This window comes from Pseudomonas sp. I3-I5, assembly GCF_022699445.1.
Classification (GTDB): Bacteria; Pseudomonadota; Gammaproteobacteria; order Pseudomonadales; family Pseudomonadaceae; genus Aquipseudomonas; species Aquipseudomonas fulva.
In genome coordinates, this window is the sequence record NZ_CP093940.1 from 1,322,789 (window position 1) to 1,349,195 (window position 26,407).

The window sequence follows — 26,407 nt, forward strand, 5'->3', positions numbered from 1 at the left end:
TTATGGACACCAAACTGCTCGATATCCTGGCCTGCCCAATCACCAAGGGCCCGCTCAAGCTCAGCGCCGACAAGACCGAGCTGATCAGCAAGGGCGCCGGCCTTGCCTATCCCATTCGCGACGGTATCCCGGTCATGCTGGAAAGCGAGGCACGTACCCTGACCGATGATGAGCGCCTGGACAAATGAGCCTGGATTTCACTGTCGTCATTCCAGCCCGCCTGCGCTCCACGCGCTTGCCAGGCAAGCCCCTGCTGCCCATCGCCGGCAAGCCAATGGTGCAACACGTGTGGGAACAGGCGCGCCGAAGTGCCGCCAGCCGTGTCGTCATCGCAACCGACGATGCCGGCATTTACGAAGCTTGCCAGGCATTTGGCGCCGAAGTGCTGATGACCCGCGTCGACCATGAATCCGGCACTGACCGACTGGCCGAGGTGGCCGTGCAGCTCGGCCTGCCCAGCGACGCCATCGTGGTCAACGTACAGGGTGACGAGCCGCTGATTCCGCCAGTGATCATCGACCAGGTGGCCGCCAACCTGGCGGCTAACCCGCAAGCCGGTATTGCGACCTTGGCCGAGCTGATCCACGAACCGCAAGCGGTGTTCAACCCCAACGCAGTCAAGGTGGTGAGCGACAAGAACGGCCTGGCCCTGAGCTTTAGCCGTGCGCCGCTGCCGTGGGCCCGCGATGCGTTTGCCAAAGGCCAGGATCTGCCACCCGGTGTGCCTTACCGTCGCCATATCGGCATGTATGCCTATCGGGTTGGTTTCCTCCATGATTTCGTCGGCTGGGGCCCATGTTGGCTGGAGCAGACCGAGGCGCTGGAGCAGCTGCGTGCGTTGTGGCACGGCGTGCGTATTCATGTGGAAGATGCCATCGAGGCCCCCGCCGTGGGCGTGGACACCCCTGAAGACCTGGAGCGCGTACGGCGCTTGCTGGAGGCCTGATGCGCGTTCTGTTCGTGTGCCTGGGCAACATCTGCCGCTCGCCTACTGCCGAAGGCGTGCTGCGTCATCAACTGCAGGCCGCAGGGCTTGCCGATCAGGTGCAGGTAGCCTCGGCCGGTACGGGCGACTGGCACGTTGGCAAGGCGCCCGATAGCCGCACCCTCAAGGCCGCGCTGGCACGTGGCTACGACCTGTCGAAGCAGCGTGCCCAGCAGGTCAAGGTGGCGCACTTCGCCGAGTACGACCTGATCCTGGCGATGGATCAGAGCAACCTGCGCGATCTGCGTGCCCTGCGCCCGTCCACGGCAGTGGGTGAGCTCGACCTGTTTTTGCGCCGCTACGGTTCTGCGCTCGATGAAGTGCCAGATCCGTACTATGGCGGTGCCGACGGCTTCGAGCAGGTGCTCGACCTGATCGAAACCGCCTGCCAAGCGCTGGTCGTGGAAATCAAGGGGCGGTTATGACCGAGCATTGGCAGGAGCAGGTCTCGCTCAAGCCGTACAACACCTTTGGCATCGACGTGAAAGCGCGCTATTTCATCCAGGCCAAAGACGACCTGCAGGTGCGTCAGGCGCTGGACGGTGCGCAGCAGCAGGGTGTACCGGTGCTGGTGATCGGTGGGGGCAGCAACCTGCTGCTGACCCGCGATGTCGATGCCCTGGTGCTGCACGTCGCAACCCAGGGTCGTCGCGTGCTCACTGACGATGGCGAACACGTTGTGGTCGAGGCCGAGGCGGGTGAGGCCTGGCACCCGTTTGTGCAATGGACGCTCGCGCAGGGGTTTTGCGGGTTGGAGAACCTCAGCCTGATTCCCGGCACAGTAGGCGCTGCACCCATGCAGAACGTGGGCGCTTATGGCGTCGAGATCAAGGATGTCTTCGCTGGCTTGACCGCGCTGGACCGCAAGACGGGTGAAGTCCGTGACTTCGCCTTGTCCGACTGCGCGTTCGGCTACCGTGACAGCCTGTTCAAGCGTAACCCTGGTCGCTGGCTGATACTGCGTGTGCGTTTCGCCTTGAGTCGCACCTTGCAGGCGCGCTTGGACTACGGCCCGGTGCGTCAGCGCCTGGCCGAGCAGGGCAGCACCGTGCTCACTGCGCAGGCCATCAGTGATGCTATCTGCAGTATTCGTCGTGAGAAATTGCCTGATCCGGCCGAGCTGGGTAATGCCGGGAGTTTCTTCAAGAACCCCGTGGTCGCGGCGCAGGTGGTTGAGCGCATTCGTGCGCAGCATCCAGATGTCATTGCCTACCCTCAGGCCGATGGCCAAGTGAAGCTGGCAGCGGGCTGGCTGATCGAGCGGGCGGGCTGGAAGGGCTATCGCGAAGGCGATGCCGGGGTGCATCGCCTGCAGTCGCTGGTGCTGGTCAACCATGGCCAGGCGAGCGGGGCGCAAATGCACGCTCTGGCGCGGCGAATCCAGGCCGACATCCTGGAGCGGTTCGGGGTTGAGCTCGAGATGGAGCCCAATCTTTATTGATGCTGCCTACAGCGTCGTCCAGGCGCCGTGTCCGTCCATAAGGGTAAACGCCCGGCCAAGAAAAAGCCCCGCCAGTTCGCACTGGCGGGGCTTTTTCATTCAGCCTTGGCTATCAACCCTGATGGGTTTTCGGCTCGTCGGCGGTCTCTGACGTTGGCGCGTCGGTAGTGGCGGTAGCCTGGGCGGCTTTGGCGGCAGCCTCAGCCTCACGCTTGCGGCGACGCACTTCACGTGGATCGTTTGGTGCGCGGCCGTTGGACAGCATGACGGTGGCAGGCTCTGCCACGGCGGCTGCGGCGGCTGCTGGCTCAGGCTCAGGCGCGGCCGTTTCAGGCTCGGCCACAACCTCTGGCTCGGCCACCTTTGGCTGGGCCTCGACCGCCGGGGCGGGCTGTTCGGCTACCGGGGCAACCTCGATCACGGAAGGTGCCTGCTCGATTTCGCCGGCTTCGATAGCCGGGGCTTCTGCAGGTACTTCAGTGACTGGCGCTTCAGGTGCCTGAACGTCTGCCGGGGCTTCAACGGCTGCGGTTTCGGTGGCCGCGGCTGGCTCAGCAACGGAGGCTTGTTCAATTGCCGGCTGCGGGACGACCTCAACCACTGGCTCGGCCGAGGCCTCGACAAACGGCGCTGGCTCGCTGACTGGCTGCTCGACCGCCGGGGCCACGGCGGCCGCTTCTGCTTGGGCCACAGCGTCAGCCTGCTCGACCGGTTGGGCGATTTCGCTGCTGTCGGTTGGGGCAACAGCGGCGACTTCGGCGGTAGCGCGCTCGGCCTGCTGATTGGCCTGGGCCTCGGCGTCGGTGCTGATGTTGCTGGTCGCAACCGCAGCGGTCACCGCGACGCCTGCGGCCAGCTCTGCGCCCAGCTCGGTGGCCTGGCGCTGTTGAGGCTGCTCTTCGCTGCCTTCTTCTTCACCGTCGATCAACTCACCATTGGCGTTGCGCTGGCGCTCGCGACGGTTGCTGCGGCGACGCTGGCCACGCGAGCGGCGGCGCGGACGCTCGCCATCGTTGCCGTCCTGCTCATCCTGCAGTTGCTCTTCGTTCGGCAGTTGCTCTTCGGCCAGCTTGGCGGCGTGTTCTGCTGCTTCCTCGGTCGTGCGTGGCTGACGTTCTTCACGAGGTTGGCGCGGGGCGCGTTCTTCCCGGGCTGCACGCTCTTCACGAGGCGCTTGATCTTCACGCGGAGCACGCTCTTCGCGAGGTGCGCGCTCTTCACGTGGGGCGCGCTCTTCACGCGGAGCACGCTCTTCCCGAGGCGCGCGCTCTTCACGCGGAGCACGTTCTTCGCGAGGTGCGCGCTCTTCACGCGGAGCACGTTCTTCGCGAGGCGCGCGATCTTCACGTGGAGCACGTTCTTCGCGGGCTACGCGCTCTTCACGCGGCTGACGCTCCTCGCGTTCTGCTGGCGGTGTAGCGTCCAACGGCTCGCGCAGTTCACGCACGCGCTCTTCGCCACGGTTGCCGCGACGGTCCTCGCGCGACTGGCGTGGTGCACGCTCTTCGCGCGGGGCACGTTCTTCTCGTGGTGCACGTTCTTCACGCGCAGCACGTTCCTCGCGTGGCTGGCGTTCCTCGCGCGGGGCGCGCTCGGCACGCTCTTCACGCGGTTTGCGCTCTTCGTCGCGACGACCGTTACGGTTACGGCTCTGCTGGCGTCCGTTACGGCGTTCCTCGTTGCGCGGGCTGCGCTCGGTAGTCGGCTTTTCAGCGGCAGGGGCGACAGGCGCGGCAGCAGGTTCTTCCTTGCCAGCGAACAGGCTCACCAGCGACTTCACCAAGCCCTTGAACAGGCTGGGCTCCGGGGCGCTTGGGGCAGGGGCGGCGGCTGGCGCAGGCTGTGGCTGCTCGGTGGCAGGCACAGGTGCGTTCGCACGGGCCGGGGCGGTTTTCACAGCGGCTTCCTGGCGAACCAGGGTGCGGGTGGCGGTCGGCTGTGGCGCTTCTTCGGTCTCGCTGGCGGCGATTTCGTAGCTGGACTGGTTGTTCAGTACTTCAGGGTTGTCGTCGCGCAGGCGCTGGACTTCGAAGTGTGGGGTTTCCAGGTGATCGTTCGGCAAGATGATGATGCGTGCACGGGTACGCAGCTCGATCTTGGTGATGGAATTGCGCTTCTCGTTGAGCAGGAAGGCGGCCACCGGGATCGGCACCTGGGCACGGACTTCGGCAGTGCGATCCTTCAGGGCCTCTTCTTCGATCAGGCGCAGGATAGCCAGCGACAGCGATTCCACGTCACGGATGATGCCGGTGCCCGAGCAGCGCGGGCAGACGATGCCGCTGCTTTCGCCCAGCGACGGACGCAGGCGCTGACGTGACATTTCCAGCAGGCCGAAGCGCGAGATGCGGCCAACCTGCACGCGAGCGCGGTCGGCCTCGAGGCATTCACGCACGCGCTCTTCCACGGCGCGCTGGTTCTTGGCAGGGGTCATGTCGATGAAGTCGATCACGATCAGGCCGCCGATGTCACGCAGGCGCAGCTGGCGGGCGATTTCCTCGGCCGCTTCCAGGTTGGTCTGCAGCGCGGTTTCCTCGATGTCGCTGCCCTTGGTGGCGCGTGCCGAGTTGATGTCGATGGACACCAGCGCTTCGGTCGGATCGATCACGATCGAACCGCCTGATGGCAGCTCGACCACGCGCTGGAACGCGGTTTCGATCTGGCTCTCGATCTGGAAGCGGTTGAACAGCGGGACGCTGTCTTCGTACAGTTTGACCTTGCTGGCGTACTGCGGCATGACCTGGCGAATGAAGGTCAGGGCTTCTTCCTGGGCATCGATGCTGTCGATCAGCACTTCGCCGATGTCCTGGCGCAGGTAATCGCGGATGGCGCGGATGATGACATTGCTTTCCTGATAGATCAGGAACGGCGCGGCGCGGTCCAGCGAGGCTTCCTTGATGGCGGTCCACAGCTGCAGCAGGTAGTCCAGGTCCCACTGCATCTCTTCGCTGCTGCGGCCAAGGCCGGCGGTGCGAACGATCAGGCCCATGTCGCCTGGTACGGTCAGGCCATTGAGCGCTTCGCGCAACTCGTTGCGCTCTTCACCTTCGATGCGACGGGAAATGCCGCCGGCGCGTGGGTTGTTGGGCATCAACACCAGGTAGCGGCCGGCCAGGCTGATGAAGGTGGTGAGGGCGGCGCCTTTGTTGCCGCGCTCTTCCTTCTCGACCTGGACGATGACTTCCTGGCCTTCGCTGAGCACTTCCTTGATGTTGACGCGGCCTTCAGGGGCCTTCTTGAAGTATTCGCGGGAGATTTCTTTCAGCGGCAGGAAGCCGTGACGTTCGGAACCGAAGTCGACGAAGGCGGCTTCGAGGCTAGGTTCGATGCGAGTGATCTTGCCTTTGTAGATGTTGGCCTTTTTCTGCTCACGTGCACCGGACTCGATGTCCAGGTCGTAGAGGCGTTGGCCGTCCACCAGGGCTACGCGCAACTCTTCGGGTTGAGTGGCGTTAATCAGCATTCTTTTCATGTTGTACCGTCGGTTTCCGGGCTGCCGGAAACGGCGTTCGGCACACACGACGTCTCATGGTCGGTGCCAAGGTGCGCAAAGGGTGGTTAACCACCCCCGTGTCGAGCGACGTTCGGCACCAGCCGGTTGCCCAGCCTGCCGTTGTCGCGACGACGCGTCCTGTTTTGCTGCGGTGCCAACAAGGCCCCGGAGGCTTCGAATTGTTATCCGAATCAACCAAGCGGGCCTGGTGCACTCAGTCAGGAGGAGGAATCAACCTTCAGCCGTGGACGCCCAGGGGCATCTGTTCAGGACCTTATCCGCTCGCCAGCCGTATGATGGGGCTGGTGGCCGGACGCGGTGCTACACGGTCCGAGGGCTGTGCATCTCCACCCTGCACGTATCCCTGATAATTCGGGTGCTGCCGCGCGCTGAATCCGCAACGGGTTGCATTTTTCGCCAGCGCGATTCTGCGCTGGCGCCATTCATGTCCAAGGCAGGTATTTCCGAGGCATTCGCCATGGGTTGCGTGGAAGCGACGGGCGGGCAGAGGTACTGCGAAAAGAAGCGTGTAAGCAGGTTTGACACCGCACTTGTCGTTTATTTTCGGTCTTCTCTACACGGCGCTGGTGGCGATTCCAGGCAATTCGGTAAACTGGCGAACCCCCGTAGGACGGCCTCGCGTCCTGGAGAATTGCGTAGGTCAGTGACTGGCGCACAGCCTGATTCCACTGGCCTGCCGCTTATGGCGGCGTTCGCGACTATAGCAGCAATGATTAAGTGCTTCAATTCCATAAAAATTGTATGATTGCGCCATGACAACCAATACCTCTCCGACTTCCGGCGTCCAGCTGATTGAAGTCGCGCCGGAACTTGCCGGCCAGCGTATCGACAACTTTCTCATCACAGCCCTCAAGGGTGTGCCCAAGACCTTGGTCTATCGCATCCTGCGCAAGGGCGAGGTGCGAGTGAACAAAGGTCGGGTCAAGCCCGAGTACAAGATCCAGGCGGGCGACATCGTGCGGGTGCCGCCCGTGCGACTGCCTGAGCGCGACGAGCCGGCGCCGGTGGCTCAGGGGCTGCTGCAGCGGCTCGAAGCCGCCATCGTTCACGAAGACAAGGCGTTGATCGTGATGAACAAGCCTGCCGGGATCGCCGTGCATGGCGGTAGCGGGCTGAGTTTTGGGGTGATCGAGGCGCTGCGTCAGTTGCGCCCTGATGCCAAGGAGCTGGAGCTGGTGCATCGCCTGGACCGGGACACCTCGGGCCTGCTGATGATCGCCAAGAAGCGCAGCATGCTGCGCCATCTGCATGCTGCGCTGCGCGGGGATGGCGTGGACAAACGCTACATGGCCCTGGTGCGCGGTCACTGGCCAACCGCGAAGAAACAAGTCAATGCACCGCTGCTCAAGAGCAACCTGCGCTCAGGCGAGCGCATGGTCGAAGTCAACGACGAAGGCAAGGAGGCGCTGACCCTGTTCCGTGTACTGCGCCGCTTCGGCGACTTCGCCACCCTCGTGGAGGCGCGCCCGATCACGGGCCGTACCCACCAGATTCGCGTGCATGCCCTGCATGCCGGGCACATGATCGCAGGCGACAGCAAGTATGGCGACGAAGATTTCAGTCGCGAAATCCGCGAGCTGGGCGGCAAGCGTCTTTTCCTGCACGCGTATGCGCTGACGGTGCCGCTTCCGGATGGTGGGGAGCTCAAGTTGGAGGCGCCCGTGGATGAAATGTGGGCCAAGACCGTGGAGCGTTTGAGTGCGCCGTGACTACGCGCTGCTGATCTTCGACTGGGACGGCACCTTGGCCGACTCCGTCGGGCGCATCGTCGAGGCCATGCAGGTTGCTGCCGAGCGCGCCGGCCACGCGCCCAGTCAGGAGCAGGCCATCAAGGGGATCATCGGGCTGTCGTTGGCCGAGGCGATCCACACCCTTTATCCGCGTCTGCCACCTGAGCAGGTAGAGCGTTTTCGTCAGCACTATGCCGATATCTACACGGCGCTCGATCAACAGCCTTCGCCGCTGTTCGACGGCGTTGTCGAATCGCTGGCGGCCTTTCGCGCCGAGGGCTATCGAATGGCGGTGGCTACCGGCAAGGCGCGCCGCGGTCTTGACAGGGTGCTCAAGGCCAACGGCCTTGAGCGGTTTTTCGATATCACGCGTGCGGCCGATGAGACGCGCGGCAAGCCCCACCCACTGATGCTCGAACAAATACTCGACCATTGCGGCGTCGAACCGGGTCGTGCGCTGATGGTCGGAGATTCTGCGTTCGATCTGCAGATGGCCAGTAACGCGGGGATGCACTGCGTCGCCGTGGGTTATGGCGCAATGTCGCTCCAGGCGCTGGCCGAGTTCGGGCCGCAGGTTTGTATCGATCACTTTGGCCAGCTGCGCGAGTGGCTGTCTGGTTCCGCAGGTTCATTTTCGAGGTAGGTGAGCATGGCAGGCGAATGGAAGGCCCCCGAGGCCGAGCCCGAGGAGCGCGAGGAGCGCAAAAGTTGGAAGCTGCTGGAAAAGACCTTGCTGGCGGGGATCCAGGAGCAGCGCCGGTCGCGACGCTGGGGTATCTTTTTCAAGCTGCTGACGTTCATCTATCTCTTCGGCATCCTGGCGCTGTTCCTGCCCTGGGCCGACATGGACAAGGCTGCCTCGGGCGGTGCCAGTCATACAGCCTTGGTGGAGGTACGCGGGGTCATCGCCGACCAGGAGGCTGCCAGTGCCGACAACATCGTCAAGGGCCTGCGCGATGCCTTCAAGGACAGCAAGACCAAGGCCGTGGTCCTGCGCATCAACAGCCCGGGCGGCAGCCCCGTGCAGGCAGGCTATGTGTATGACGAGATTCGCCGCCTGCGTGCCGAGCACCCTGGCATCAAGCTGTACGCCGTCATCGCCGACCTGGGTGCGTCGGGAGCCTATTACATCGCCAGTGCCGCTGATGAGATCTATGCCGACAAGGCCAGTCTGGTCGGGTCGATTGGCGTGACGGCTGCGGGCTATGGTTTCGTTGGCGCCATGGACAAGCTTGGCGTGGAGCGCCGGCTCTACACGTCCGGTGAGCACAAGGCGTTTCTCGATCCCTTCTCACCGCAGAAACCTGAGGAGACTCAGTTCTGGCAGGGCGTGCTGGACACCACCCACAACCAGTTCATCGCCATGGTCAAGCAGGGGCGGGGCGAGCGACTCAAGGACAAGGATCACCCGGAGCTGTTCAGCGGCCTGGTCTGGTCCGGCGATCAGGCCAAGGCGCTTGGCCTGATCGATGGCCTGGGCAGTGCCAGCTATGTGGCGCGTGAGGTGGTGGGCGAAAAGGATCTGGTGGATTTCACCGTGCAGGAATCGCCACTGGACCGTTTCTCCAAGCGCATGGGCGCCAGCGTGGCAGAGCGCCTGGCCATGTGGATGGGTTTCCAGGGCCCGCAATTGCGTTAAGCCCAGTCGCCTCTATGGGGGCGGTGCACGACCCCCCGGTTTGGCTATGGTACACGCACTCCCTCCAGGGCCAGCATGTCGACGAGCCGTATCAGTGGGAGCCCCACCAGGCTGGTCGCATCGCACCCCTCGGTGCTTTCGAACAAACTCACGCCAAGCCCTTCGGCCTTGAAACTACCGGCGCAATCGAGGGGCATTTCCGCTGCCACGTAGCGTTCGATACGCTCTCGGTCCAGCGTCCGCAGCTTCACGGTGAACGGCACGCAGTCCACCTGGCACTGCCCGGTGGCGCTGTTGAGCAGCGCCAGTGCGGTAAGGAACGTTACCTGCTGGCCACTGCAGGCGAGCAGCTGTTCGCAGGCTCGCTCGACCGTGTGGGGCTTGCCCAGAATGTGCTCGCCTAGCACCGCGACCTGATCCGAGCCGATGATCAGGTGGTTTGGGTGGCTGCCCGCAAGGGCTTGGGCTTTTTGCATGGCCAGGCGCTGGACCAGGTCGATTGCAGGCTCTTGCGGCTGGCGCGTCTCGTCTATGTCAGGGCTTGCCCAGGTAAACGGAAGGCGCAGGCGCGCAAGCAGTTCGCGGCGATAAAGGGAACTGGACGCCAGTAACAGTGCAAGCATGGTAAGCTCCTGATTCGGTTGAACCCATCCTATCACGCACGATGCCACCAAATTCCTTTGACAGGGACGGGGGGCATCCCTAGAATGCTGCGCCTATGTTGAATGACCCGATTCCACCTCACGTTGACCCGCGCAAATTGGCTGATCGTGGCGTAACCCTTAGCGGTTCGCTACCACTCGCTGATTTGGAAAGACTCTGCGACCCGCTTTCCGACGATGTCGGTACGGTGCAGGCGAAGTTCGATTTTGAACGAGACGAACAGCACACTGTGGTTATCCACAGCGAGCTGGATGTCGAGGTCAAGATGGTTTGCCAGCGTTGTCTTGAGCTGGTCACCCTACCGATCCACAGCGAGTGTACCTACGCCGTGGTGAAGGAGGGTGCGAATACCCAGTCGTTGCCGAAAGGCTATGACGTGCTGGAACTGGGCGAAGATCCATTGGATCTGCAGGCGCTGATCGAGGAAGAGCTGTTGCTCGCCTTGCCCATCGTGCCTGCTCATCATCCGGAAGAATGCCAGCAGCCGGCGGGCGCAGACGAGCCCGACTCGAGCAAGGACGAGGTATCGCGGTCCAACCCGTTCAGTGTTTTGGCGCAGTTAAAGCGTGACCCAAACGTTTAGGAGTTAATCAATTATGGCTGTTCAGCAGAACAAAAAATCCCGCTCTGCCCGTGACATGCGTCGTTCGCACGATGCCCTGTCGGAAAACGCGCTGTCGGTAGAGAAGTCCACCGGCGAAGTGCACCTGCGCCACCACGTTTCGCCAGAAGGCGTATACCGTGGTCGCAAAGTGATCGATAAGGGCGCTGACGAGTAATCCTTGTCCGCTCAGATCATCGCGATCGACGCAATGGGCGGGGACTTCGGTCCCCGCAGCATTGTCCAGGCTAGCATCGCCTGCCTGTCGGCTACCCCCTCGCTTCACCTGACCCTCGTCGGTCAACCCTCCCTCTTGGAAGAACTTGTCAGCGGCTATTCAGCTGCCGATCGCGCGCGCCTGCACATTCTCGGTGCCGCAGAAGTGATCGGTATGGACGAGCGGCCTTCACAGGCATTGCGCGGCAAACCGGATTCATCCATGCGTGTTGCCTTGGAGCTGGTGCGTGACGGCAAGGCCCAGGCCTGTGTCAGCGCCGGTAATACCGGGGCCCTGATGGCGCTGTCTCGTGGCGTGCTCAAAACGCTGCCGGGCATCGATCGTCCAGCCATGGTAGCCGCCATCCCGACACGCACCGGCTACTGCCAGCTGCTTGACCTTGGCGCCAATGTCGACTGCACGGCCGAGCAGCTTTACCAGTTTGCGGTGATGGGGTCGGTGGCGGCGCAGTCGCTGGGCGTGCAGCGCCCGCGAGTGGCACTGCTGAATGTGGGCACCGAAGACATAAAGGGTAATCAGCAGGTCAGGCTGGCGGCAAACCTGTTGCAAGGGGCTCGCGGCCTCAATTACGTCGGTTTCATCGAAGGTGACGGCTTGTACGAAGGGGCAGCGGACGTGGTGGTCTGCGACGGTTTCGTTGGCAATATCCTGCTCAAGTCCAGCGAAGGGTTGGCTACCATGATTGCGCAGCGTATCGAGCAAGCGTTCAGGCGCGGGCTGTTGTCGCGCCTGGCTGGCGCTGTGGCCATGCCGCTGCTCAAGCGTGTGCAGGCTGATCTGGCCCCGGCGCGGCACAACGGTGCCAGCTTTCTGGGGTTGCAGGGCATCGTCGTCAAAAGCCACGGCGCGGCAGGCGTGGAGGGCTTTCAGAGTGCAATCCAGCGGGCCCTGATCGAAATTCAGGAGAATTTGCCCAAGCGCCTCCATGGTCGCCTGGAGGATTTGCTCACGTAATGTGATGCGAGCCCGCACTTAGCGGTCTTGCCGACGAAATGCTTAAATGTGACCGCACGGTTTCGGTCTTCATCCAAATGTTCAGATTCTGCGCCTGGCATGCGCCAGGCGCCTCTATCCGACGACAAGATCATAAGGGCTTGTTCAATGTCTGCATCTCTCGCATTCGTCTTTCCAGGTCAAGGTTCCCAGTCGCTGGGCATGCTCGCCGAGCTCGGCGCGCAGAAGCCGGTGATCATCGAGACCTTCAAGGAAGCTTCCGAGGCGCTGGGTTACGACCTTTGGAAACTGGTTCAGGAAGGTCCGCAAGAGCAACTCGATCAGACCGATAAAACGCAGCCGGCCATTCTGACCGCTTCCATTGCGCTGTGGCGCCTGTGGCTTGAGGAGGGTGGCGCCAAGCCTGCATTCGTCTCGGGTCATAGCCTGGGCGAGTACAGTGCCCTGGTCGCAGCGGGCAGCATTAGCCTCAAGGACGCCGTTCGCCTGGTCGAGCGCCGCGGCCAGTTGATGCAGGAAGCCGTGCCTGCCGGGCACGGTGCCATGGCCGCAATCCTGGGGCTGGACGATGCCGTCGTGGTACAGATCTGCACCGAAGCGGCTGAGGACGAAGTCGTCAGCGCGGTCAATTTCAATTCGCCGGGCCAGGTGGTGATCGCCGGTAACAAGGCCGCCGTGGACCGGGCCATGGAGCTGTGCAAGGCGAAAGGCGCCAAGCGCGCCTTGCCGCTGGCAGTCAGCGTACCGTCGCACTGCGCGCTGATGAAACCTGCGGCCGAACGATTTGCCGCCGCGGTCAATGCCATCGAGTGGCAGGCGCCACAGATTCCGGTTGTGCAGAATGTGACAGCTGCCATCGCACCCGATCTGGATGCGCTGAAGCGTGATCTGCTGGCCCAGCTGTACCAGCCCGTGCGCTGGGTCGAGTGCGTCCAGGCGCTGGCTGCCAACGGTGCGGTGCACCTGGTCGAGTGCGGTCCGGGCAAGGTCCTGGCTGGCCTCAACAAGCGCTGCGCCGATGGCGTAACCACCTACAACCTCAACACCCCTGACGCCGTTGCCGCCACGCGTGCGGCACTGGCCTGATTTGGAGAAGCTTGCATGAGCCTGCAAGGTAAAGTTGCACTGGTCACTGGCGCCAGCCGTGGCATTGGCCAGGCCATCGCCCTGGAACTGGGTCGCCAAGGCGCCACCGTCATCGGTACTGCGACCTCGGCCTCGGGCGCCGAGCGTATTGCCGCCACCCTGAAGGAACATGGTATTGCCGGTACCGGCATGGAGCTGAACGTGACCAGCGCCGAATCGGTTGATTCGGTACTGTCGGCCATCGGCGAGCAGTTCGGTGCGCCGACCGTTCTGGTGAACAATGCGGGTATCACGCGTGACAACCTGATGCTGCGCATGAAGGACGACGAGTGGTTCGATGTCATCGATACCAACCTGAACAGCCTCTACCGTCTGTCCAAGGGCGTGTTGCGCGGCATGACCAAGGCGCGCTGGGGCCGTATCATCAGCATCGGCTCGGTGGTCGGCGCCATGGGTAACGCTGGGCAGGCCAACTATGCTGCGGCCAAGGCCGGTCTGGAAGGCTTCAGTCGCGCCCTGGCGCGTGAAGTGGGCTCGCGCGGTATCACCGTGAACTCGGTCACTCCGGGTTTCATCGATACCGACATGACCCGCGAGCTGCCAGAAGCGCAGCGCGAAGCCCTGCAGACCCAGATTCCGCTGGGCCGCCTGGGTCAGGCAGATGAAATCGCCAAGGTGGTTTCGTTCCTGGCCTCTGACGGCGCAGCGTACGTGACGGGCGCAACCGTGCCCGTCAATGGCGGTATGTACATGTAATATCGCCGTTCAATGTGACGGATTTCGTAAAAAAAGAGTCATACTGCGAGCCTAAAATCCGTTATAAAGCTGCAATCAGATTCCAGGGGGCTGGTCGTGGGACTAGGCTGAAGGCGCGTTGAGCTTGAAAAGCGGACGTTCTTCTATAAAATTAGCCACCGGCCAGCTGCCTGACATATATCCATTAGGAGTGAAAACTAGGTATGAGCACCATCGAAGAACGCGTCAAGAAAATCGTCGCCGAGCAACTGGGCGTCAAGGAAGAAGAAGTGACTAACGAGAAGTCCTTCGTCGATGACCTGGGTGCCGATTCGCTTGACACCGTTGAGCTGGTGATGGCTCTGGAAGAGGAATTCGAGACCGAGATTCCTGACGAAGAAGCCGAGAAGATCACTACCGTTCAAGCTGCCATCGACTACGTCAACCGCCACCAGGCCTAAGACGCTGTAGTCGACGCTTCTTGTCGGGAAAAACCGCACTGCCTTGACTGGCGTGCGGTTTTTTCTTTGCAAGCTTTGGCTGTCGCCTTGTCGGCTGCCAGGCCCCGCATCGAGAGCTTGTTGCCATTTCATTCCGTCCAACTGGATGCAATGGCAAGAAACTCTGTCATTAGAAAAGGAGAGTACTGTGTCGCGTAGACGCGTCGTGGTCACCGGTATGGGCATGCTGTCGCCACTGGGTACCGATGTACCGAGCACCTGGCAGGGCATTCTGGCTGGCCGCAGTGGCATCGGTCCGATCGAGCATACGGATCTTTCTGCCTACTCCACCCGTTTTGGTGGCTCGGTGAAGGGCTTCGAGGTTGAACAGTACTTGTCGGCCAAAGAGGCTCGCAAGCTGGATCTGTTCATTCAATACGGTTTGGCAGCCGGTTTTCAGGCAGTGCGCAACGCCGGCCTGGAAGTGACCGACGCCAACCGTGAGCGCATAGGCGTGGCCATGGGCTCGGGCATCGGCGGCCTGACCAATATCGAGGAGACCAGCCGTACATTGCACGACGCAGGCCCTCGGCGCATCTCGCCGTTCTTCGTGCCAGGCTCGATCATCAACATGATCTCCGGCTTCCTGTCGATCCACCTGGGCCTGCAAGGGCCGAACTACGCCATCGCCACCGCCTGCACCACCGGTACCCACTGCATCGGCATGGCTGCGCGCAACATTGCGCATGGCGAGGCTGACGTCATGATCGCCGGCGGCGCTGAAATGGCCGCCTGTGGGCTCGGCATGGGCGGGTTTGGCGCATCGCGCGCGCTTTCCACCCGCAACGATGAGCCTGCGCGGGCCAGTCGCCCCTGGGACAAAGGCCGTGACGGCTTCGTCCTGTCCGACGGTGCCGGTGCCTTGGTGCTCGAAGAACTTGAGCACGCCAAGGCACGGGGTGCAACGATCTACGCCGAGCTCGTAGGGTTTGGCATGAGCGGTGATGCTTATCACATGACGTCGCCACCCGAATCGGGCGAAGGCGCAGCCCGTTGCATGGTTAATGCCCTGCGCGATGCCGGCGTGCAGCCGCAGGAGGTCAGCTACATCAACGCCCACGGCACCTCGACGCCGGCGGGGGACTTGGCCGAAGTGGCAGCCATCAAGCGCGTGTTCGGCGAGCACGCCTACAAGCTGGCCGTGAGCTCCACCAAGTCGATGACCGGGCACCTGCTGGGGGCTGCCGGTGCGGTGGAGGCCATCTTCAGTGTGTTGGCGATCAACAGCCAGATGGCGCCGCCGACCATAAACCTGGATGAGCCGGACGAAGGCTGTGACCTGGACTTCGTGCCGCACCAGGCCCGCAGCATGCCGATCGATGTCGTGCTGTCCAATTCGTTCGGCTTTGGTGGCACCAACGGCTCCCTGGTGTTCCGCCGGTTCGCCGAGTGATGCAAAGCTGGGTCGATGGCACGCCTGCGGCTGCGATCAACCTGCACAACCGCGGGTTGGCGTATGGGGATGGTCTGTTCGAGACCTTCGCTGTACGCAAGGGGCAGCCCTCGCTGCTGGATGAGCACATGGCGCGTTTGGCACTGGGCTGTCAGCGCCTGTCCATCGCCACCGACGTGGCCCTGGTGGCCGATGAAGTAAGACGCTATGCCGCTCAGCTGGGTGAGGGCGTGGCCAAGCTGATCCTGACCCGCGGTGACAGCCAGCGCGGGTATGCACCCGCATCTGGCGTCGTGGCGCGGCGCATCCTGCAAGCCAGCCCGTTGCCCATCTACCCAGCCGAACACGCCGAGTTGGGCGTGCGCCTGTTCATGTGCCAGACCCGGCTCGGGGAACAACCCTTGCTGGCAGGGCTCAAACACCTCAACCGCCTCGAGCAGGTGCTGGCACGGTCCGAATGGCAGGGCGGCGAATACGCCGAAGGCCTGATGCGTGACGGTCAGGGCCGGCTGATCGAGGGTGTCTACAGCAATTTGTTCCTGGTCAAGCAAGGCACGCTTCTTACTGCCAAGCTTGATCGCTGCGGGGTAGCGGGCGTGATGCGCGCCGCACTGCTGGCGCGGGCGAAGCTGATGAATATCCCTGTGCAAGTGCGTGACCTGGCGTTCGATGAGCTCGGACAGGCTGATGAAGCATTCGTTTGCAATAGCGTTTACGGCATCTGGCCCGTCCGCACTGCAGGCGCGCTAAACTGGCTGCCTGGCCCGCTCACCCGAACGTTGCAGGCCGTTGCCCGTACGTTACTGGAAACCTGAATTCGTGAGACGTAAATTCCTGCTGCTGCTGGAAATGTGCCTGATCGTCATGGGCCTGGCCCTTGGCTGGTCGGCCTGGAAGGTCCATTCGGTGTTGGATCAACCTGTGCATGTGGCACAGGAGCGCCTGCTGGATGTGCCCAATGGCGCTACGCCCAATCGCATGTTCTACCGCATGCAACAAGAGGGGCTGTTGGACGACGCGCTATGGCTCAGGTTGTACTGGCGCTTCAACATGGCCGGCGTGCCGCTGCATACGGGCGAGTATCGCCTGACCCCCGGCATGACCGTGAAACAGCTTTTCGACGCCTGGCAGCGGGCCGACGTGGTGCAATACAACCTGACCCTCGTCGAAGGCTGGACGTTCCGCCAGGTGCGCGCGGCGGTGGCCAAGCACGAAAAGATCAAGCAGACACTTGATGGCCTCTCCGATGCCCAAGTCATGGAAAAGCTGGGGCACGCTGGCGTGTTCCCGGAGGGCCGCTTCTTTCCGGACACCTATCGCTTCGTGCGCGGCATGAGCGATGTGGAACTGTTGCAGCAAGCCTACATGCGCCTGGAAGAGGTGCTGGCGCGCGAGTGGGCGGAGCGCGCCCGCGACCTGCCTTATCGTGATCCTTATCAGGCACTGATCATGGCCTCGCTGGTGGAAAAGGAAACCGGCATTCCACAGGAACGCGGGCAGATCGCAGGCGTCTTCGTCCGCCGTCTGCGCCTGGGCATGATGCTGCAGACCGATCCAACGGTCATCTATGGCATGGGCGAGCGTTACAACGGCCGCATCACACGCGCTGATTTGCGCCAGCCGACGCCTTACAACACCTACACCATGACTGGGCTGCCGCCGACACCTATTGCGATGGTCGGCCGTGAGGCCATCCATGCGGCGTTGAACCCGGCAGATGGCACCAGCCTTTACTTCGTCGCGCGCGGTGACGGTAGCCACGTCTTTTCCGATGACCTGGACGATCACAACTCTGCTGTGCGCGAGTTTCAGCTCAAGCGTCGGGCAGATTACCGCTCAAGCCCCGGCACTGCGCAGCCAACCCCCTCGGACAATGTGGCGCCGTCCGGTTCATCTCAGGCGCCTGAGGCGGGAGCATCGGATGATGCATCTGCTCCGGCCGCTGCGCCTGAACAGGGTAAGGTCGATGGCGATCGGGCGACCGAACCGTCGGCGCCCGACGCCCCCCAATAAGGACTGTATGTGAGCGGCTTGTTTATTACACTGGAAGGCCCCGAAGGTGCGGGCAAGAGCACCAACCGGGAATACCTGGCTGCCCGGCTGCGCGAGCAAGGGCTGGACGTGGTGCTGACCCGCGAGCCAGGCGGCACGCCACTGGCTGAAAAGATTCGTGAGTTGCTGCTGTCGCCGAGCGATGAGGCGATGCACGCCGATACCGAGCTTTTGTTGGTGTTCGCTGCACGCGCTCAACACCTTGCACAGGTGATCCGACCGGCGCTGGCGGGTGGGGCGGTGGTGCTATGTGACCGGTTCACAGATGCAACTTACGCCTATCAGGGGGGCGGGCGCAGCTTGCCCGTCGACCGTATCGCAACGCTTGAGCAGTTCGTGCAGGACGACCTTCGTCCTGACTTGACGTTGGTGTTTGATCTGCCAGTCGAAGTAGGCCTGGCCCGCGCCGCAGCGCGAGGGCGGCTGGATCGGTTCGAGCAGGAAGGGCAGGCGTTTTTCGAGGCGGTCCGTCGCGCCTACCTGGAACGCGCAGCTGCGGCACCCCAACGCTATACGTTGCTGGATGCGTCGCAGTCGCTGGCGAACGTTCAGCAAGCGTTGGACAGATTGCTGCCAGGTATCGTGGAGCGCTGCCGTGGCTGATGCCTATCCTTGGCAGCAGACGCTATGGGAGCAACTGGCTGGCCGCGCCCAGCATGCCCATGCCTATCTGCTGCACGGTCCCAAGGGGATAGGCAAGCGTGATCTGGCCGAGCGTCTGATGGCGCGGCTGCTGTGCCAGCGGCCTAATGGCACGCTGCCTTGTGGCCAGTGCAAGTCCTGCCATTTGCTCAAGGCCGGTAGTCACCCTGACAACTTCATGCTTGAGCCTGAAGAGCTGGACAAGCCAATCAAGGTGGATCAGGTCCGTGAACTGGTTGCATTCGTCGCTCAGACCGCGCAGTTGGGCGGGCGCAAGGTCGTCATGATCGAGCCTGTCGAATCGATGAACGTGAACGCCTCCAATGCGCTGCTCAAAAGCCTGGAGGAGCCTTCTGGCGACACGGTGCTGCTGTTGGTGACCCACCAACCCAGCCGCTTGCTGCCTACCATCAAGAGCCGGTGCCAGCAGGTCACCTGTCCACAGCCGACCAAGGCCCAGAGCCATGCCTGGCTGGCCAGCGCCTTGCCGGAGACTGATGAGGCCCGGCGTGACGATCTGTTGACCTTGTCTGCCGGCTCGCCGCTGTTGGCCCTGAGTCTTCATCAACACGGCGTGCATGAACAGCGTGCCCTGGTGACCGACGGTGTGAAGAAGCTGCTCAAGCAGCAGCAGTCGCCCAGCCAGTTGGCCGACGCCTGGACAGCCGTGCCGTTGTTGTTGCTGTTCGATTGGTTTTTCGACTGGGCCCAGCTGATCCTGCGTTACCAGTTGACCCAGGACGATGATGGGCTCGGCATGGCCGACATGCGCAAGGTGGTGCAATACCTTGCGCAAAAGAGCCGTCCGGCGAACGTCCTCGAGGTTCAGGCCTGGATCCTTGAGCAGCGTCAGAAAGTGTTGGGCAAGGCGAACCTGAACCGTGCTTTGCTGATCGAATCGTTGCTGGCTCATTGGCTACAACTGCCAACTGGGCGCTGACTTTAATCCTTATCCGTGTGTGTACCCATGCTTGTAGATTCCCATTGCCATCTTGACCGCCTTGACCTCAGCGCCCACGGGGGTTCGCTCGATGCTGCCTTGAAGGCAGCACGCGCTCGGGGTGTCGGGCACTTTCTGTGCATCGGTGTCAGTGCCGAAAATGCAGGCGCAGTCAAAGCGTTGACCGAGCAATACAGCGATGTGGATTGCTCGGTAGGCGTTCACCCGCTGGACCTAGCGCCGGGTGCAGCGCCTGCCCTGGACTGGCTGTTGACCGAATTGGCCCATCCCCATGTAGTGGCGATCGGTGAAACCGGCCTGGATTACCATTACGAGCCGGAAGCTGCCGAACTGCAGCAGGCGTCATTTCGCTTGCACCTGGAAGCTTCGCGGCAGACGGGAAAACCGGTGATCGTGCATACCCGAGCGGCCCGTGCCGATACCTTGACGCTGTTGCGTGAGGCGGACTTGCCGCAGGCAGGTGTTTTGCACTGCTTTACCGAAGACTGGGAAATGGCCAAGGCGGCGTTGGATCTTGGGTATTACATCTCGCTTTCGGGGATCGTGACGTTCCGTAATGCCGAGGCGTTGCGGGAGGTGGCGCGGCAGGTGCCGACGGATCGGCTTCTGGTGGAAACCGACTCGCCGTATTTGGCGCCGATTCCCTATCGGGGTAAACCTAACCTGCCTCAATATGTGCGGGAAGTCGCTGAATATGTGGCTTCATTACGGTGTGTCAGCTATGAACAGTTGGCTGAGCAGACCACTACAAACTTCAAGCGGTTGTTTCCGTTGGCAAGGGTTTGCTAAGCCGCATACTCTGAGTTAACGCTGCAGTTGCAGTTGCAGTTGCAGTTTCAGTTTCAGTTGCAGTTGCAGTTGCTCTTGCAATTGCTCTTGCTCTTGCTCTTGCTTCTAAGCGCGCTGTAGTCCAGGCGCCGCAGATCGCGACTTCAGGAGGCCGAGCGCAGGGCTTGCGGAGGGAGGTGACAGGCATGGATGCCTGTCAAGCGCTGGGCCCCAGGATGGGGCCTGCAGCGCGGTCCTCCCGGGAGCAAGCCCGGAGCGAGGGAACCCCGGAGCGCAGCGTAGGGGCCGGATGATAGGAGCAGGCGGTTTTTGCTTACTTTTTGACAAGACAAAAAGTGAGCCGCCGTAAGGGCGGAAGGGTGACTGTGCGCCACCCGCGCCAATGAATACCAACTCGATATATGCGCCCACGCTTTGAAGTTTGAAGTTTGAAGTTTGAAGTTTGATTGGGTTGGTGTGGGTATCGATAGAGAGCATAGTCCATTTGCGATGGCGACGCTGAATCACCTTTTCGCCCTTACGGCGAGTTACTTTTTGTCAAACGCCACAAAAAGTAACCAAAAAAGGCTGCGCTCCGTTCATACGGCCCCTACGCTGCGCTTCGGGGTTCCCTCACTCCGGTCTTGCTCCCGGGAGGACCGCGCTGTAGGCCCCATCCTGGGGCCCAGCGCTTGACAGGCATCCATGCCTGTCACCTCCCTCCGCAAGACCTGCGTTCGGCCTTCTGAAGTCGCGAAGATCAAGATCAAGATCAAGATCAAGATCAAGATCAAGATCAAGAGCAAGAGCAAGAGCAAGAGCAAGAGCAAGAGCAAGAGCAAGAGCTGAACGGTAGCGTGGGGGTCGCGGGGATCTGCTTTACGCTAGCCACCCAACCCCCTCAAAAAAAACCCGGCTTCTGGGGGGGAATCCGGGTTAAGACCATTAGGAGTAGAACAAAGGTACGCGGTCCCTGAGTACCTTTATCGTCGCGTCACTCGGGGGGATGCGCCGCGCCGACCCCTTGAGTATTGCCCAGGCTACGCACAATGCCAGGCAAAATTGATCGTTTTTTAAACAGATTTGGAATACTCCAGGCCAGGCTGCCAACGATCAGGATCACCCGCACACCACCGAAAACAGAGGTGACCACGGATGATCCGTGCAATTTCGCGCAAGTTAGGCATAATAATCCGCTTCGATCGTCAGCCAGTCCTTCCCATGCAGAAAGAACCTCGTAAGGTCCGTGAGTTTCGCCGTCGCGAACAGGAAATCCTAGACACCGCACTCAAGCTGTTCCTCGAGCAAGGCGAGGACAGCGTCACCGTCGAAATGATCGCCGACGCCGTGGGTATCGGCAAAGGCACGATCTACAAGCATTTCAAGTCCAAGGCAGAGATCTACCTGCGCCTGATGCTCGACTACGAGCGCGACCTCAATGAGCTTCTGCATTCGGCCGATGTAGACCGCGACAAGGAAGCCCTGTCTCGTGCCTACTTCGAATTTCGCATGCGCGACCCGCAACGCTACAGGCTCTTCGATCGTCTGGAAGAGAAGGTAGTCAAGGGTAACCAGGTGCCGGAAATGGTCGAGCAACTGCATAGCATTCGCGCCTCCAACTTCGACCGCCTCACGCAACTGATCAAAGGCCGCATCAGTGAGGGCAAGCTTGAAGATGTACCCCCTTATTTCCACTATTGTGCCGCCTGGGCATTGGTCCATGGGGCGGTAGCGCTCTATCACTCCCCGTTCTGGAGCAATGTGCTGGAAGATCAAGAAGGCTTCTTCCAGTTCCTGATGGACATCGGCGTACGCATGGGCAACAAACGCAAGCGCGACCCCGACCCAGCCAGCTGAGTCAGCACCGGCCCAGGCGTGCGGCCAACCCAAAACTGGCGCAAAAGCTGCATTCGTCAGCCATTCGCCGGCTTTTTTGACGCCGGCCCTTGGAGGAATGATGCGGAGCCTGGTCTTGGTGCTGACGCTTGCGGCGTTGGGCGGGTGCATGAAAGTAAGTGATATGGGGGAAGGTGTTCGCTACCACATGAGCGATGCCGGCCTGCTGGATCACAGCGATACCCGTCGTACGCTGTCGATCCGACTGCAGCCCGATTCCTTTATCTTCATTGGGCAAGGTGCATTCGTGCCGCCCGGTAAAGGCCCGGTCCCGCAGCAGAATGCGGTGGCCGAAGAGGCCTTCAAAAGCTTCGTTGAGTATTTCCCGATGCTACGCCGTGCCGAGGCACCGCTGGGCCTGGAAGAGGCCATTGCGCAGGCACGCTCATTTGGGGCCGATTACGTGCTCTATACCCGTTTCGCTCGTACCGATGACCGCATTGGCAATGGGGACGAGTGGTACGACGAACAGGCCGTGGACCGACTGGGTTGGGATAGCGGCGTGGTACAGATGATGCTCATCGAAACCAGTACCCGCTACCTGATAGACACGGTCCGTATCAAAAGCCGTGGCGGTTTGTTGACGTTCCACGACCAGACGCCCAGGGATTTGCTTGCTGCGCCCATGCGCGAGTACGCTCGTAGCCTTCTTGGCATGAGTCGATGAGGCACTGCGATGAATGAGACGGGCAAGGCCAACGACCTGCTGACACAGCTTCCAACGTCCAAGGGCTTGCCGCCTGTGCACCTCTGGAATCCCGATTTCTGCGGCAACATCGACATGCGTATCGCACGGGACGGAACGTGGTATTACTTGGGCACGCCTATCGGCCGCAAGCCGATGGTGAAGCTCTTTTCTTCGATCATCCGCCGCGACGGTGATGATTACTTTCTGGTAACGCCAGTCGAGAAGGTCGGCATCAAAGTCGACGATGCACCGTTCGTTGCCGTGGCCCTGGAAGTGACGGGGGAGGGGGAGCAGCAGGTGTTACGCTTCACCAACAATGTGGATGATCAGGTCGAAGCAGGGCCTGACCATCCGCTGCGGGTGGTGACTGACCCCGTCACCCAGGCGCCTTCGCCTTATGTGCTGATGCGCAGCAATCTTGAGGCGTTGATTCACCGTAATGTCTTCTATCAGTTGGTCGAGTTGGCCGTTGCGCGGCAAATCGCAGATCAGCAATGGCTGGGCGTGTGGAGCCGGGGTGAGTTCTATCCCATAGGGCAGGTGGATTATCCCTGAGTCACGCTTCACCGCACTTCACTGGGGCATGAAGACCGTGTGGAAGGTGGTTGATAACTAGCGCTCAAAACGTACGGTAATGGCTCAACCTCACGGTTTTACACCGTGAGGAACCTCGCCATGGGCCTGCAGATTCTGACCCCACCCGTCGAATCCCAACTACGCGCCATCGCTGCTCCACTTGTAGCAGCCTGTCCCGATATGCGCCAGTTGGCCCGCGACACAGCTGTTGGGTTGTTGAGCAAACACAACTTGTCACACCTTGACCCTGACCAGGTCTACCTCAACCGTTTCGAAACCGCCCAGAGCAGCCCTCGCACCTTCAGTGGGTGGCAGCACCTGGACCCGCCTGTCCAATCCTTCACACTGCCGCAGTTGGTCATGCACCGTTTCGACGTCCATGACCAGGATAACAGCGACCTGCTCAGTTACCTGACCGGCTTTTACAGTAATGGCCCTGGCCCCGGTTTTTATGACGAGCACAATGAGATCCGTCTGGAGCCCCAGGCTGTGCTCGAGGATTTCTGGCAAATCGACTTCAGTACCCAATTTCACCATCGGCTTCAGGCGTTTTGGCAAGAACATGCTGAGCACTATCGTGTACTGGCGAAAGTCAACTTCCTCGCCAAGGTGATCGAAATTTGCGCGGCCGACAGCAGCACGGCGCTGGCCCAGCATGTTCGCCGCGTCGCCACTGCGCTGACAGGTCTTGATATTGCATCACCCACGTTGGAGCAACTTCAGGCGGTTGTACTGCCGGCCGCGGGTTATCGCGTGTGTACCTTCGACATTGGCGGGCACATTGCGAGCGACTTTCTGCGCATTGTGCTGGAGGATGGTTCGCAACTGCTGTACACCCCAGGTGAAACGGACGCACTGCATCTTTTCCCAACGCGTAAGGACCTCTACTGGTGGGTGTTGAACAATACCAACGAAGCCGAAAACCGGGCGCGCTTCGTGGCGCACTTTCCGTTGTCCAGCCGTGCCCAAAAAGATGATCGCCTTGGCCTCAATCACCTGATCGATCTACTGTTCTTCAATTGGGGCGGTGATGATCACGAGTGCCTCAATCAGCTCGATGCCACCCTGCCGGGCGATGCGTTCAGTCACCTGCGCGACGCCGCGCGCCAGCGCATGACCGACGACGCACAGTTCGCCCTGCGCAGCAACGCGGACCTGCGCAAACAGCTGTGGATCGGCTATCTCAAGGCGTTCGGCCAAGTAGCAGGGCCCATGGCAGCTGTCGACTGGCCGATCGCACTGGCTGTGGTCGGCGCAGGGCTTGCCGATATGGGGCTGAACATCGACCAGGCTGTCAACGGTCATACCACGAGCGAGCGGCAGGCCGGTGTGACCGGCGCGATCTTGGCGGCCATCGACACCTTGTTCAACGCCGCCATGCTAGCCGGTGCCGTAGGTGCAGGCGCCGAGGAAACGCTGATTGATCCACAGGTGCCTGAGGGCAGCACCCTGGCCGTTGAGCAAGAGGAGGCGGCCCCGGCGACACCCGCCGAAATTGAAGCCTGGGTCCCTGAGCCGTTCCGCCCGGTTAGCCATGAAGACCTGCTGGCACCTTTTGAAACCAACATCATCCTCAGCGCCCAGTCTGGGAGTGGCGGGCAGGAGGGTATCTATCTGCAGGATGGCAAGTTCTATGCGCTGATTGACCAGCAACCCTTCGAGGTCCGTTATGTGCAGCAGATGGGCAGCTGGGTGGTCATCGACCCGCAGAATCCGTACTCGTTCTATCGCAACGTGCCCATCCATATGACAGCGGACGGCCAGTGGCAACCTCTACAGCGCTCAGGCTTGCAGGGTGGCGGATTGCCACGCAAGTTGCTTGGGGCCTGGGGGCGGCCAAGCAACGCAGCTGCTGTGCAGGCCCTGCCCGAAATGCCCTACGAGATTCCGCGTGAAACCCGTCCTCTGCTTGAGCGTGCCGCCAATGCCCCGGTAGATGAACGCGCGCTAAGTGGAATCATGAGCAGCTTCGATGCTCAGGTAGAAGCGAGCTACCAGGCATTCCGTGCCAGCCGCGACGCACTTGCCACCGACGCCGTTGCCTATCTTGAAAATGTCATACCGCCCGCGCGGCCCGCAATAACGGCTATGCCTCGTGACGCCAGTGCCAAGTTGATCATCCGCAGCCTCTACCAGAACAGTGAAGGGCTGGTCATCGGTGAAAGCCATTCAGGGCTGGGCAGCAAGCAGTTTCTGATAGACAACATGCCTCTGCTCAAGCGCGAAAAGATCAAGGTGCTCTACCTGGAGCATTTCATGACCGACTTTCATCAGGCCGACCTTGATGTGTTCAAATGCTCGGGCAAGATGCCCGCCCGGTTGAGCACCTATGTGAATAATCTGGATGAAGGTCATGGGGTCGATCTGGCAGGCCGCTACTCGTTTCGCAACGTGCTGATTGCGGCGCAGAAGTCCGGCATCCGTATCCAGTCCATCGACTGCATGGCCAGCTACCGCCAGGCCTGGGACAACCCGCCATCGGCGGTGATCAGGCAGCAAATGATGAACTTCTACGCCCATGAAATCATCGAGGCGGACCAGGCGGTCCGAGGCCCAAGCCGGTGGGTTGCGCTGGTGGGAAATAGCCACGCCAGCGACTTTGAAGGCGTGCGCGGCGTAAGCGAACTTCAGGGCGCAATCAGTTTGCGCGTCGAGGACATTGAGGTAGGTATGCCCGGCGGTATCGGTGCCGACCCTGGGCTGGCGGCCATTGATTACGTCATGGAGGTACGCCGGGTCAAAAGCGATCTTCGCCTGCAAGTACCGATTAAAGCGGCGAAGCCGGTCGGTGAGGAAGTGGCGGCCATGCTCAAGCATAACGGTGCATTCACGTTCGAGAGCACCGATGGCCAGTTGCAGTTGGTGCATCGCAGCCGCACGGGTGGGTTGGTGTACACGCCCATCGTCCAGGAAGGTGAACGTTTTTATATCCAGCGGCCCGAGTGGCCATGGGTCAGTGAGCGACGGCTAGCAAGCCTGCGAGAGATACGTACCCTGCTGGAGCATCATGGGTTGCAGTATGTGTTGACGAGATGAGTCGATGCGCGGGAGGCGTGCATTTGGCCTACGCCTCATGGAGCGCCTGAACGGCACCCATGCCATGCGGATCATGCGATGAGCACTGACCTGGGCAAAAGACACGGGCATATCCACAGCGGGCACAAAAAAGCCGCTTTGGGTATGTCTGTTTGACAACATCCCTCAAAGCGGCGTTTTTGGATTATTTTCAAAACCCTGTGAAGGATCTTGATTATCTGGCTCCGCGACCTGGACTCGAACCAGGGACCCAATGATTAACAGTCATTTGCTCTACCGACTGAGCTATCGCGGAATGTGCACGTATCTTAC

General features: G+C 61.4%; 27 protein-coding genes and 1 tRNA gene. 24 read left to right on the forward strand and 4 right to left on the reverse strand.

Annotated elements, in window-relative coordinates; all coding sequences use genetic code 11:
* Positions 1-2: 2 nt before the first annotated feature.
* Genes MOP87_RS05905 through murB form a run of 4 tightly spaced genes read left to right on the forward strand, consistent with a single transcriptional unit; the run spans position 3 to position 2,426 of the window.
* Positions 3-188 carry a Trm112 family protein gene (locus tag MOP87_RS05905; protein ID WP_003247142.1) on the forward strand — a complete coding sequence of 62 codons (186 nt, stop codon included), beginning with the start codon at positions 3-5 and terminating at the stop codon, positions 186-188.
* Entirely contained in the window at positions 185-946 is a 762-nt protein-coding gene (gene kdsB, locus MOP87_RS05910; protein WP_023533083.1) for a 3-deoxy-manno-octulosonate cytidylyltransferase, read from the forward strand. The genes MOP87_RS05905 and kdsB overlap by 4 nt, the downstream gene beginning before the upstream one ends.
* On the forward strand, positions 946-1,410 hold the full coding sequence (locus MOP87_RS05915; protein WP_028687685.1) for a low molecular weight protein-tyrosine-phosphatase: 465 nt from the start codon (positions 946-948) through the stop codon (positions 1,408-1,410). The genes kdsB and MOP87_RS05915 overlap by 1 nt, the downstream gene beginning before the upstream one ends.
* Complete coding sequence (gene murB, locus MOP87_RS05920; protein WP_028687684.1) at positions 1,407-2,426, forward strand: UDP-N-acetylmuramate dehydrogenase; 1,020 nt, start codon at positions 1,407-1,409, stop codon at positions 2,424-2,426. The genes MOP87_RS05915 and murB overlap by 4 nt, the downstream gene beginning before the upstream one ends.
* Before the next feature lie 112 nt (positions 2,427-2,538).
* Here murB and rne read toward each other — a convergent pair whose 3' ends face one another.
* Entirely contained in the window at positions 2,539-5,895 is a 3,357-nt protein-coding gene (gene rne / locus MOP87_RS05925) for a ribonuclease E (RefSeq protein WP_242810239.1), read from the reverse strand.
* 794 nt (positions 5,896-6,689) lie between these two features.
* On the opposite strand from rne, the gene rluC reads away from it, so the two are divergent.
* The 3 genes from rluC to MOP87_RS05940 are packed head-to-tail and all read left to right on the forward strand — an operon-like array spanning position 6,690 to position 9,306.
* A complete protein-coding gene (rluC, locus tag MOP87_RS05930; RefSeq protein WP_023533098.1) occupies positions 6,690-7,646 on the forward strand; it encodes a 23S rRNA pseudouridine(955/2504/2580) synthase RluC in 957 nt (318 codons plus the stop codon).
* Positions 7,636-8,310: an HAD family hydrolase gene (locus tag MOP87_RS05935; RefSeq protein WP_110606731.1), complete on the forward strand. Its 675-nt coding sequence runs from the start codon at positions 7,636-7,638 to the stop codon at positions 8,308-8,310. Before rluC ends, MOP87_RS05935 begins: the two co-directional genes overlap by 11 nt.
* A 6-nt stretch (positions 8,311-8,316) precedes the next feature.
* The gene (locus tag MOP87_RS05940) at positions 8,317-9,306 is read left to right on the forward strand and encodes a S49 family peptidase (protein WP_242810240.1); all 990 of its coding nucleotides are present in this window, start codon (positions 8,317-8,319) and stop codon (positions 9,304-9,306) included.
* A gap of 44 nt (positions 9,307-9,350) precedes the next feature.
* Here MOP87_RS05940 and MOP87_RS05945 read toward each other — a convergent pair whose 3' ends face one another.
* Complete coding sequence (locus MOP87_RS05945) at positions 9,351-9,929, reverse strand: Maf family nucleotide pyrophosphatase (protein ID WP_027914356.1); 579 nt, start codon at positions 9,927-9,929, stop codon at positions 9,351-9,353.
* Between the two features lie 95 nt (positions 9,930-10,024).
* Between MOP87_RS05945 and MOP87_RS05950 the strand changes: the two genes are divergently transcribed.
* The 13 genes from MOP87_RS05950 to MOP87_RS06010 all read left to right on the forward strand — a co-directional run bounded on the left by MOP87_RS05950 (position 10,025) and on the right by MOP87_RS06010 (position 20,748).
* Positions 10,025-10,552, forward strand: a complete 528-nt coding sequence (locus MOP87_RS05950; RefSeq protein ID WP_033728387.1) for a YceD family protein — start codon at positions 10,025-10,027, stop codon at positions 10,550-10,552.
* Between the two features lie 13 nt (positions 10,553-10,565).
* Complete coding sequence (gene rpmF, locus MOP87_RS05955; RefSeq protein WP_008096416.1) at positions 10,566-10,748, forward strand: 50S ribosomal protein L32; 183 nt, start codon at positions 10,566-10,568, stop codon at positions 10,746-10,748.
* 33 nt (positions 10,749-10,781) lie between these two features.
* A complete protein-coding gene (gene plsX / locus MOP87_RS05960; RefSeq protein ID WP_027914358.1) occupies positions 10,782-11,762 on the forward strand; it encodes a phosphate acyltransferase PlsX in 981 nt (326 codons plus the stop codon).
* 147 nt (positions 11,763-11,909) lie between these two features.
* On the forward strand, positions 11,910-12,848 hold the full coding sequence (fabD, locus tag MOP87_RS05965) for an ACP S-malonyltransferase (protein ID WP_028687680.1): 939 nt from the start codon (positions 11,910-11,912) through the stop codon (positions 12,846-12,848).
* 15 nt (positions 12,849-12,863) lie between these two features.
* The gene (gene fabG / locus MOP87_RS05970) at positions 12,864-13,604 is read left to right on the forward strand and encodes a 3-oxoacyl-ACP reductase FabG (protein WP_027914360.1); all 741 of its coding nucleotides are present in this window, start codon (positions 12,864-12,866) and stop codon (positions 13,602-13,604) included.
* A 203-nt stretch (positions 13,605-13,807) separates the two neighbouring features.
* Complete coding sequence (acpP, locus tag MOP87_RS05975) at positions 13,808-14,044, forward strand: acyl carrier protein (protein WP_110606732.1); 237 nt, start codon at positions 13,808-13,810, stop codon at positions 14,042-14,044.
* 187 nt (positions 14,045-14,231) lie between these two features.
* Complete coding sequence (gene fabF, locus MOP87_RS05980) at positions 14,232-15,476, forward strand: beta-ketoacyl-ACP synthase II (protein WP_023533084.1); 1,245 nt, start codon at positions 14,232-14,234, stop codon at positions 15,474-15,476.
* Positions 15,476-16,291, forward strand: a complete 816-nt coding sequence (gene pabC / locus MOP87_RS05985) for an aminodeoxychorismate lyase (protein ID WP_027914362.1) — start codon at positions 15,476-15,478, stop codon at positions 16,289-16,291. Before fabF ends, pabC begins: the two co-directional genes overlap by 1 nt.
* 4 nt (positions 16,292-16,295) lie before the next feature.
* The gene (mltG, locus tag MOP87_RS05990; protein ID WP_042139780.1) at positions 16,296-17,489 is read left to right on the forward strand and encodes an endolytic transglycosylase MltG; all 1,194 of its coding nucleotides are present in this window, start codon (positions 16,296-16,298) and stop codon (positions 17,487-17,489) included.
* A 9-nt stretch (positions 17,490-17,498) separates the two neighbouring features.
* A complete protein-coding gene (gene tmk, locus MOP87_RS05995; protein ID WP_027914363.1) occupies positions 17,499-18,131 on the forward strand; it encodes a dTMP kinase in 633 nt (210 codons plus the stop codon).
* On the forward strand, positions 18,124-19,110 hold the full coding sequence (locus tag MOP87_RS06000; protein WP_028687679.1) for a DNA polymerase III subunit delta': 987 nt from the start codon (positions 18,124-18,126) through the stop codon (positions 19,108-19,110). The genes tmk and MOP87_RS06000 overlap by 8 nt, the downstream gene beginning before the upstream one ends.
* Positions 19,111-19,137: 27 nt before the next feature.
* On the forward strand, positions 19,138-19,920 hold the full coding sequence (locus MOP87_RS06005) for a TatD family hydrolase (protein ID WP_104925991.1): 783 nt from the start codon (positions 19,138-19,140) through the stop codon (positions 19,918-19,920).
* Between the two features lie 684 nt (positions 19,921-20,604).
* Positions 20,605-20,748: a hypothetical protein gene (locus MOP87_RS06010; RefSeq protein WP_242810241.1), complete on the forward strand. Its 144-nt coding sequence runs from the start codon at positions 20,605-20,607 to the stop codon at positions 20,746-20,748.
* 145 nt (positions 20,749-20,893) lie between these two features.
* Here the strand turns inward: MOP87_RS06010 and MOP87_RS06015 are convergent, their stop codons facing one another.
* Positions 20,894-21,052 carry a hypothetical protein gene (locus tag MOP87_RS06015; protein WP_154665224.1) on the reverse strand — a complete coding sequence of 53 codons (159 nt, stop codon included), beginning with the start codon at positions 21,050-21,052 and terminating at the stop codon, positions 20,894-20,896.
* 68 nt (positions 21,053-21,120) lie between these two features.
* Between MOP87_RS06015 and MOP87_RS06020 the strand changes: the two genes are divergently transcribed.
* The 4 genes from MOP87_RS06020 to MOP87_RS06035 all read left to right on the forward strand — a co-directional run bounded on the left by MOP87_RS06020 (position 21,121) and on the right by MOP87_RS06035 (position 26,095).
* Positions 21,121-21,756 (forward strand): TetR/AcrR family transcriptional regulator, encoded by a 636-nt coding sequence (locus MOP87_RS06020; protein WP_023535859.1) that lies wholly within the window; start codon positions 21,121-21,123, stop codon positions 21,754-21,756.
* A 100-nt stretch (positions 21,757-21,856) separates the two neighbouring features.
* On the forward strand, positions 21,857-22,462 hold the full coding sequence (locus tag MOP87_RS06025; RefSeq protein ID WP_028688125.1) for a DUF4823 domain-containing protein: 606 nt from the start codon (positions 21,857-21,859) through the stop codon (positions 22,460-22,462).
* A gap of 9 nt (positions 22,463-22,471) precedes the next feature.
* Positions 22,472-23,038, forward strand: a complete 567-nt coding sequence (locus tag MOP87_RS06030; RefSeq protein ID WP_028688126.1) for a DUF1285 domain-containing protein — start codon at positions 22,472-22,474, stop codon at positions 23,036-23,038.
* A gap of 120 nt (positions 23,039-23,158) precedes the next feature.
* Positions 23,159-26,095: a membrane-targeted effector domain-containing toxin gene (locus MOP87_RS06035; protein WP_242810242.1), complete on the forward strand. Its 2,937-nt coding sequence runs from the start codon at positions 23,159-23,161 to the stop codon at positions 26,093-26,095.
* A 219-nt stretch (positions 26,096-26,314) separates the two neighbouring features.
* Here the strand turns inward: MOP87_RS06035 and MOP87_RS06040 are convergent.
* Positions 26,315-26,390, reverse strand: a tRNA-Asn gene (locus tag MOP87_RS06040).
* Positions 26,391-26,407 lie beyond the last annotated feature (17 nt).

Bases quoted from the DNA above. Each gene is read 5' to 3' on its own strand.
- MOP87_RS06025 (WP_028688125.1), top strand. From the start codon at position 21,857: ATGCGGAGCCTGGTCTTGGTGCTGACGCTTGCGGCGTTGGGCGGGTGC.
- plsX (WP_027914358.1), top strand. From the start codon at position 10,782: ATGGGCGGGGACTTCGGTCCCCGCAGCATTGTCCAGGCTAGCATCGCC.
- MOP87_RS06020 (WP_023535859.1), top strand. From the start codon at position 21,121: ATGCAGAAAGAACCTCGTAAGGTCCGTGAGTTTCGCCGTCGCGAACAG.
- kdsB (WP_023533083.1), top strand. From the start codon at position 185: ATGAGCCTGGATTTCACTGTCGTCATTCCAGCCCGCCTGCGCTCCACG.
- acpP (WP_110606732.1), top strand. From the start codon at position 13,808: ATGAGCACCATCGAAGAACGCGTCAAGAAAATCGTCGCCGAGCAACTG.
- rpmF (WP_008096416.1), top strand. From the start codon at position 10,566: ATGGCTGTTCAGCAGAACAAAAAATCCCGCTCTGCCCGTGACATGCGT.
- MOP87_RS05940 (WP_242810240.1), top strand. From the start codon at position 8,317: ATGGCAGGCGAATGGAAGGCCCCCGAGGCCGAGCCCGAGGAGCGCGAG.
- fabD (WP_028687680.1), top strand. From the start codon at position 11,910: ATGTCTGCATCTCTCGCATTCGTCTTTCCAGGTCAAGGTTCCCAGTCG.
- MOP87_RS05950 (WP_033728387.1), top strand. From the start codon at position 10,025: ATGTTGAATGACCCGATTCCACCTCACGTTGACCCGCGCAAATTGGCT.
- MOP87_RS05905 (WP_003247142.1), top strand. From the start codon at position 3: ATGGACACCAAACTGCTCGATATCCTGGCCTGCCCAATCACCAAGGGC.
- MOP87_RS06010 (WP_242810241.1), top strand. From the start codon at position 20,605: ATGCCTGTCACCTCCCTCCGCAAGACCTGCGTTCGGCCTTCTGAAGTC.
- MOP87_RS06030 (WP_028688126.1), top strand. From the start codon at position 22,472: ATGAATGAGACGGGCAAGGCCAACGACCTGCTGACACAGCTTCCAACG.
- pabC (WP_027914362.1), top strand. From the start codon at position 15,476: ATGCAAAGCTGGGTCGATGGCACGCCTGCGGCTGCGATCAACCTGCAC.
- fabG (WP_027914360.1), top strand. From the start codon at position 12,864: ATGAGCCTGCAAGGTAAAGTTGCACTGGTCACTGGCGCCAGCCGTGGC.
- MOP87_RS06035 (WP_242810242.1), top strand. From the start codon at position 23,159: ATGGGCCTGCAGATTCTGACCCCACCCGTCGAATCCCAACTACGCGCC.
- MOP87_RS05915 (WP_028687685.1), top strand. From the start codon at position 946: ATGCGCGTTCTGTTCGTGTGCCTGGGCAACATCTGCCGCTCGCCTACT.
- murB (WP_028687684.1), top strand. From the start codon at position 1,407: ATGACCGAGCATTGGCAGGAGCAGGTCTCGCTCAAGCCGTACAACACC.
- rne (WP_242810239.1), bottom strand. From the start codon at position 5,895: ATGAAAAGAATGCTGATTAACGCCACTCAACCCGAAGAGTTGCGCGTA.
- rluC (WP_023533098.1), top strand. From the start codon at position 6,690: ATGACAACCAATACCTCTCCGACTTCCGGCGTCCAGCTGATTGAAGTC.
- MOP87_RS05945 (WP_027914356.1), bottom strand. From the start codon at position 9,929: ATGCTTGCACTGTTACTGGCGTCCAGTTCCCTTTATCGCCGCGAACTG.
- MOP87_RS06005 (WP_104925991.1), top strand. From the start codon at position 19,138: ATGCTTGTAGATTCCCATTGCCATCTTGACCGCCTTGACCTCAGCGCC.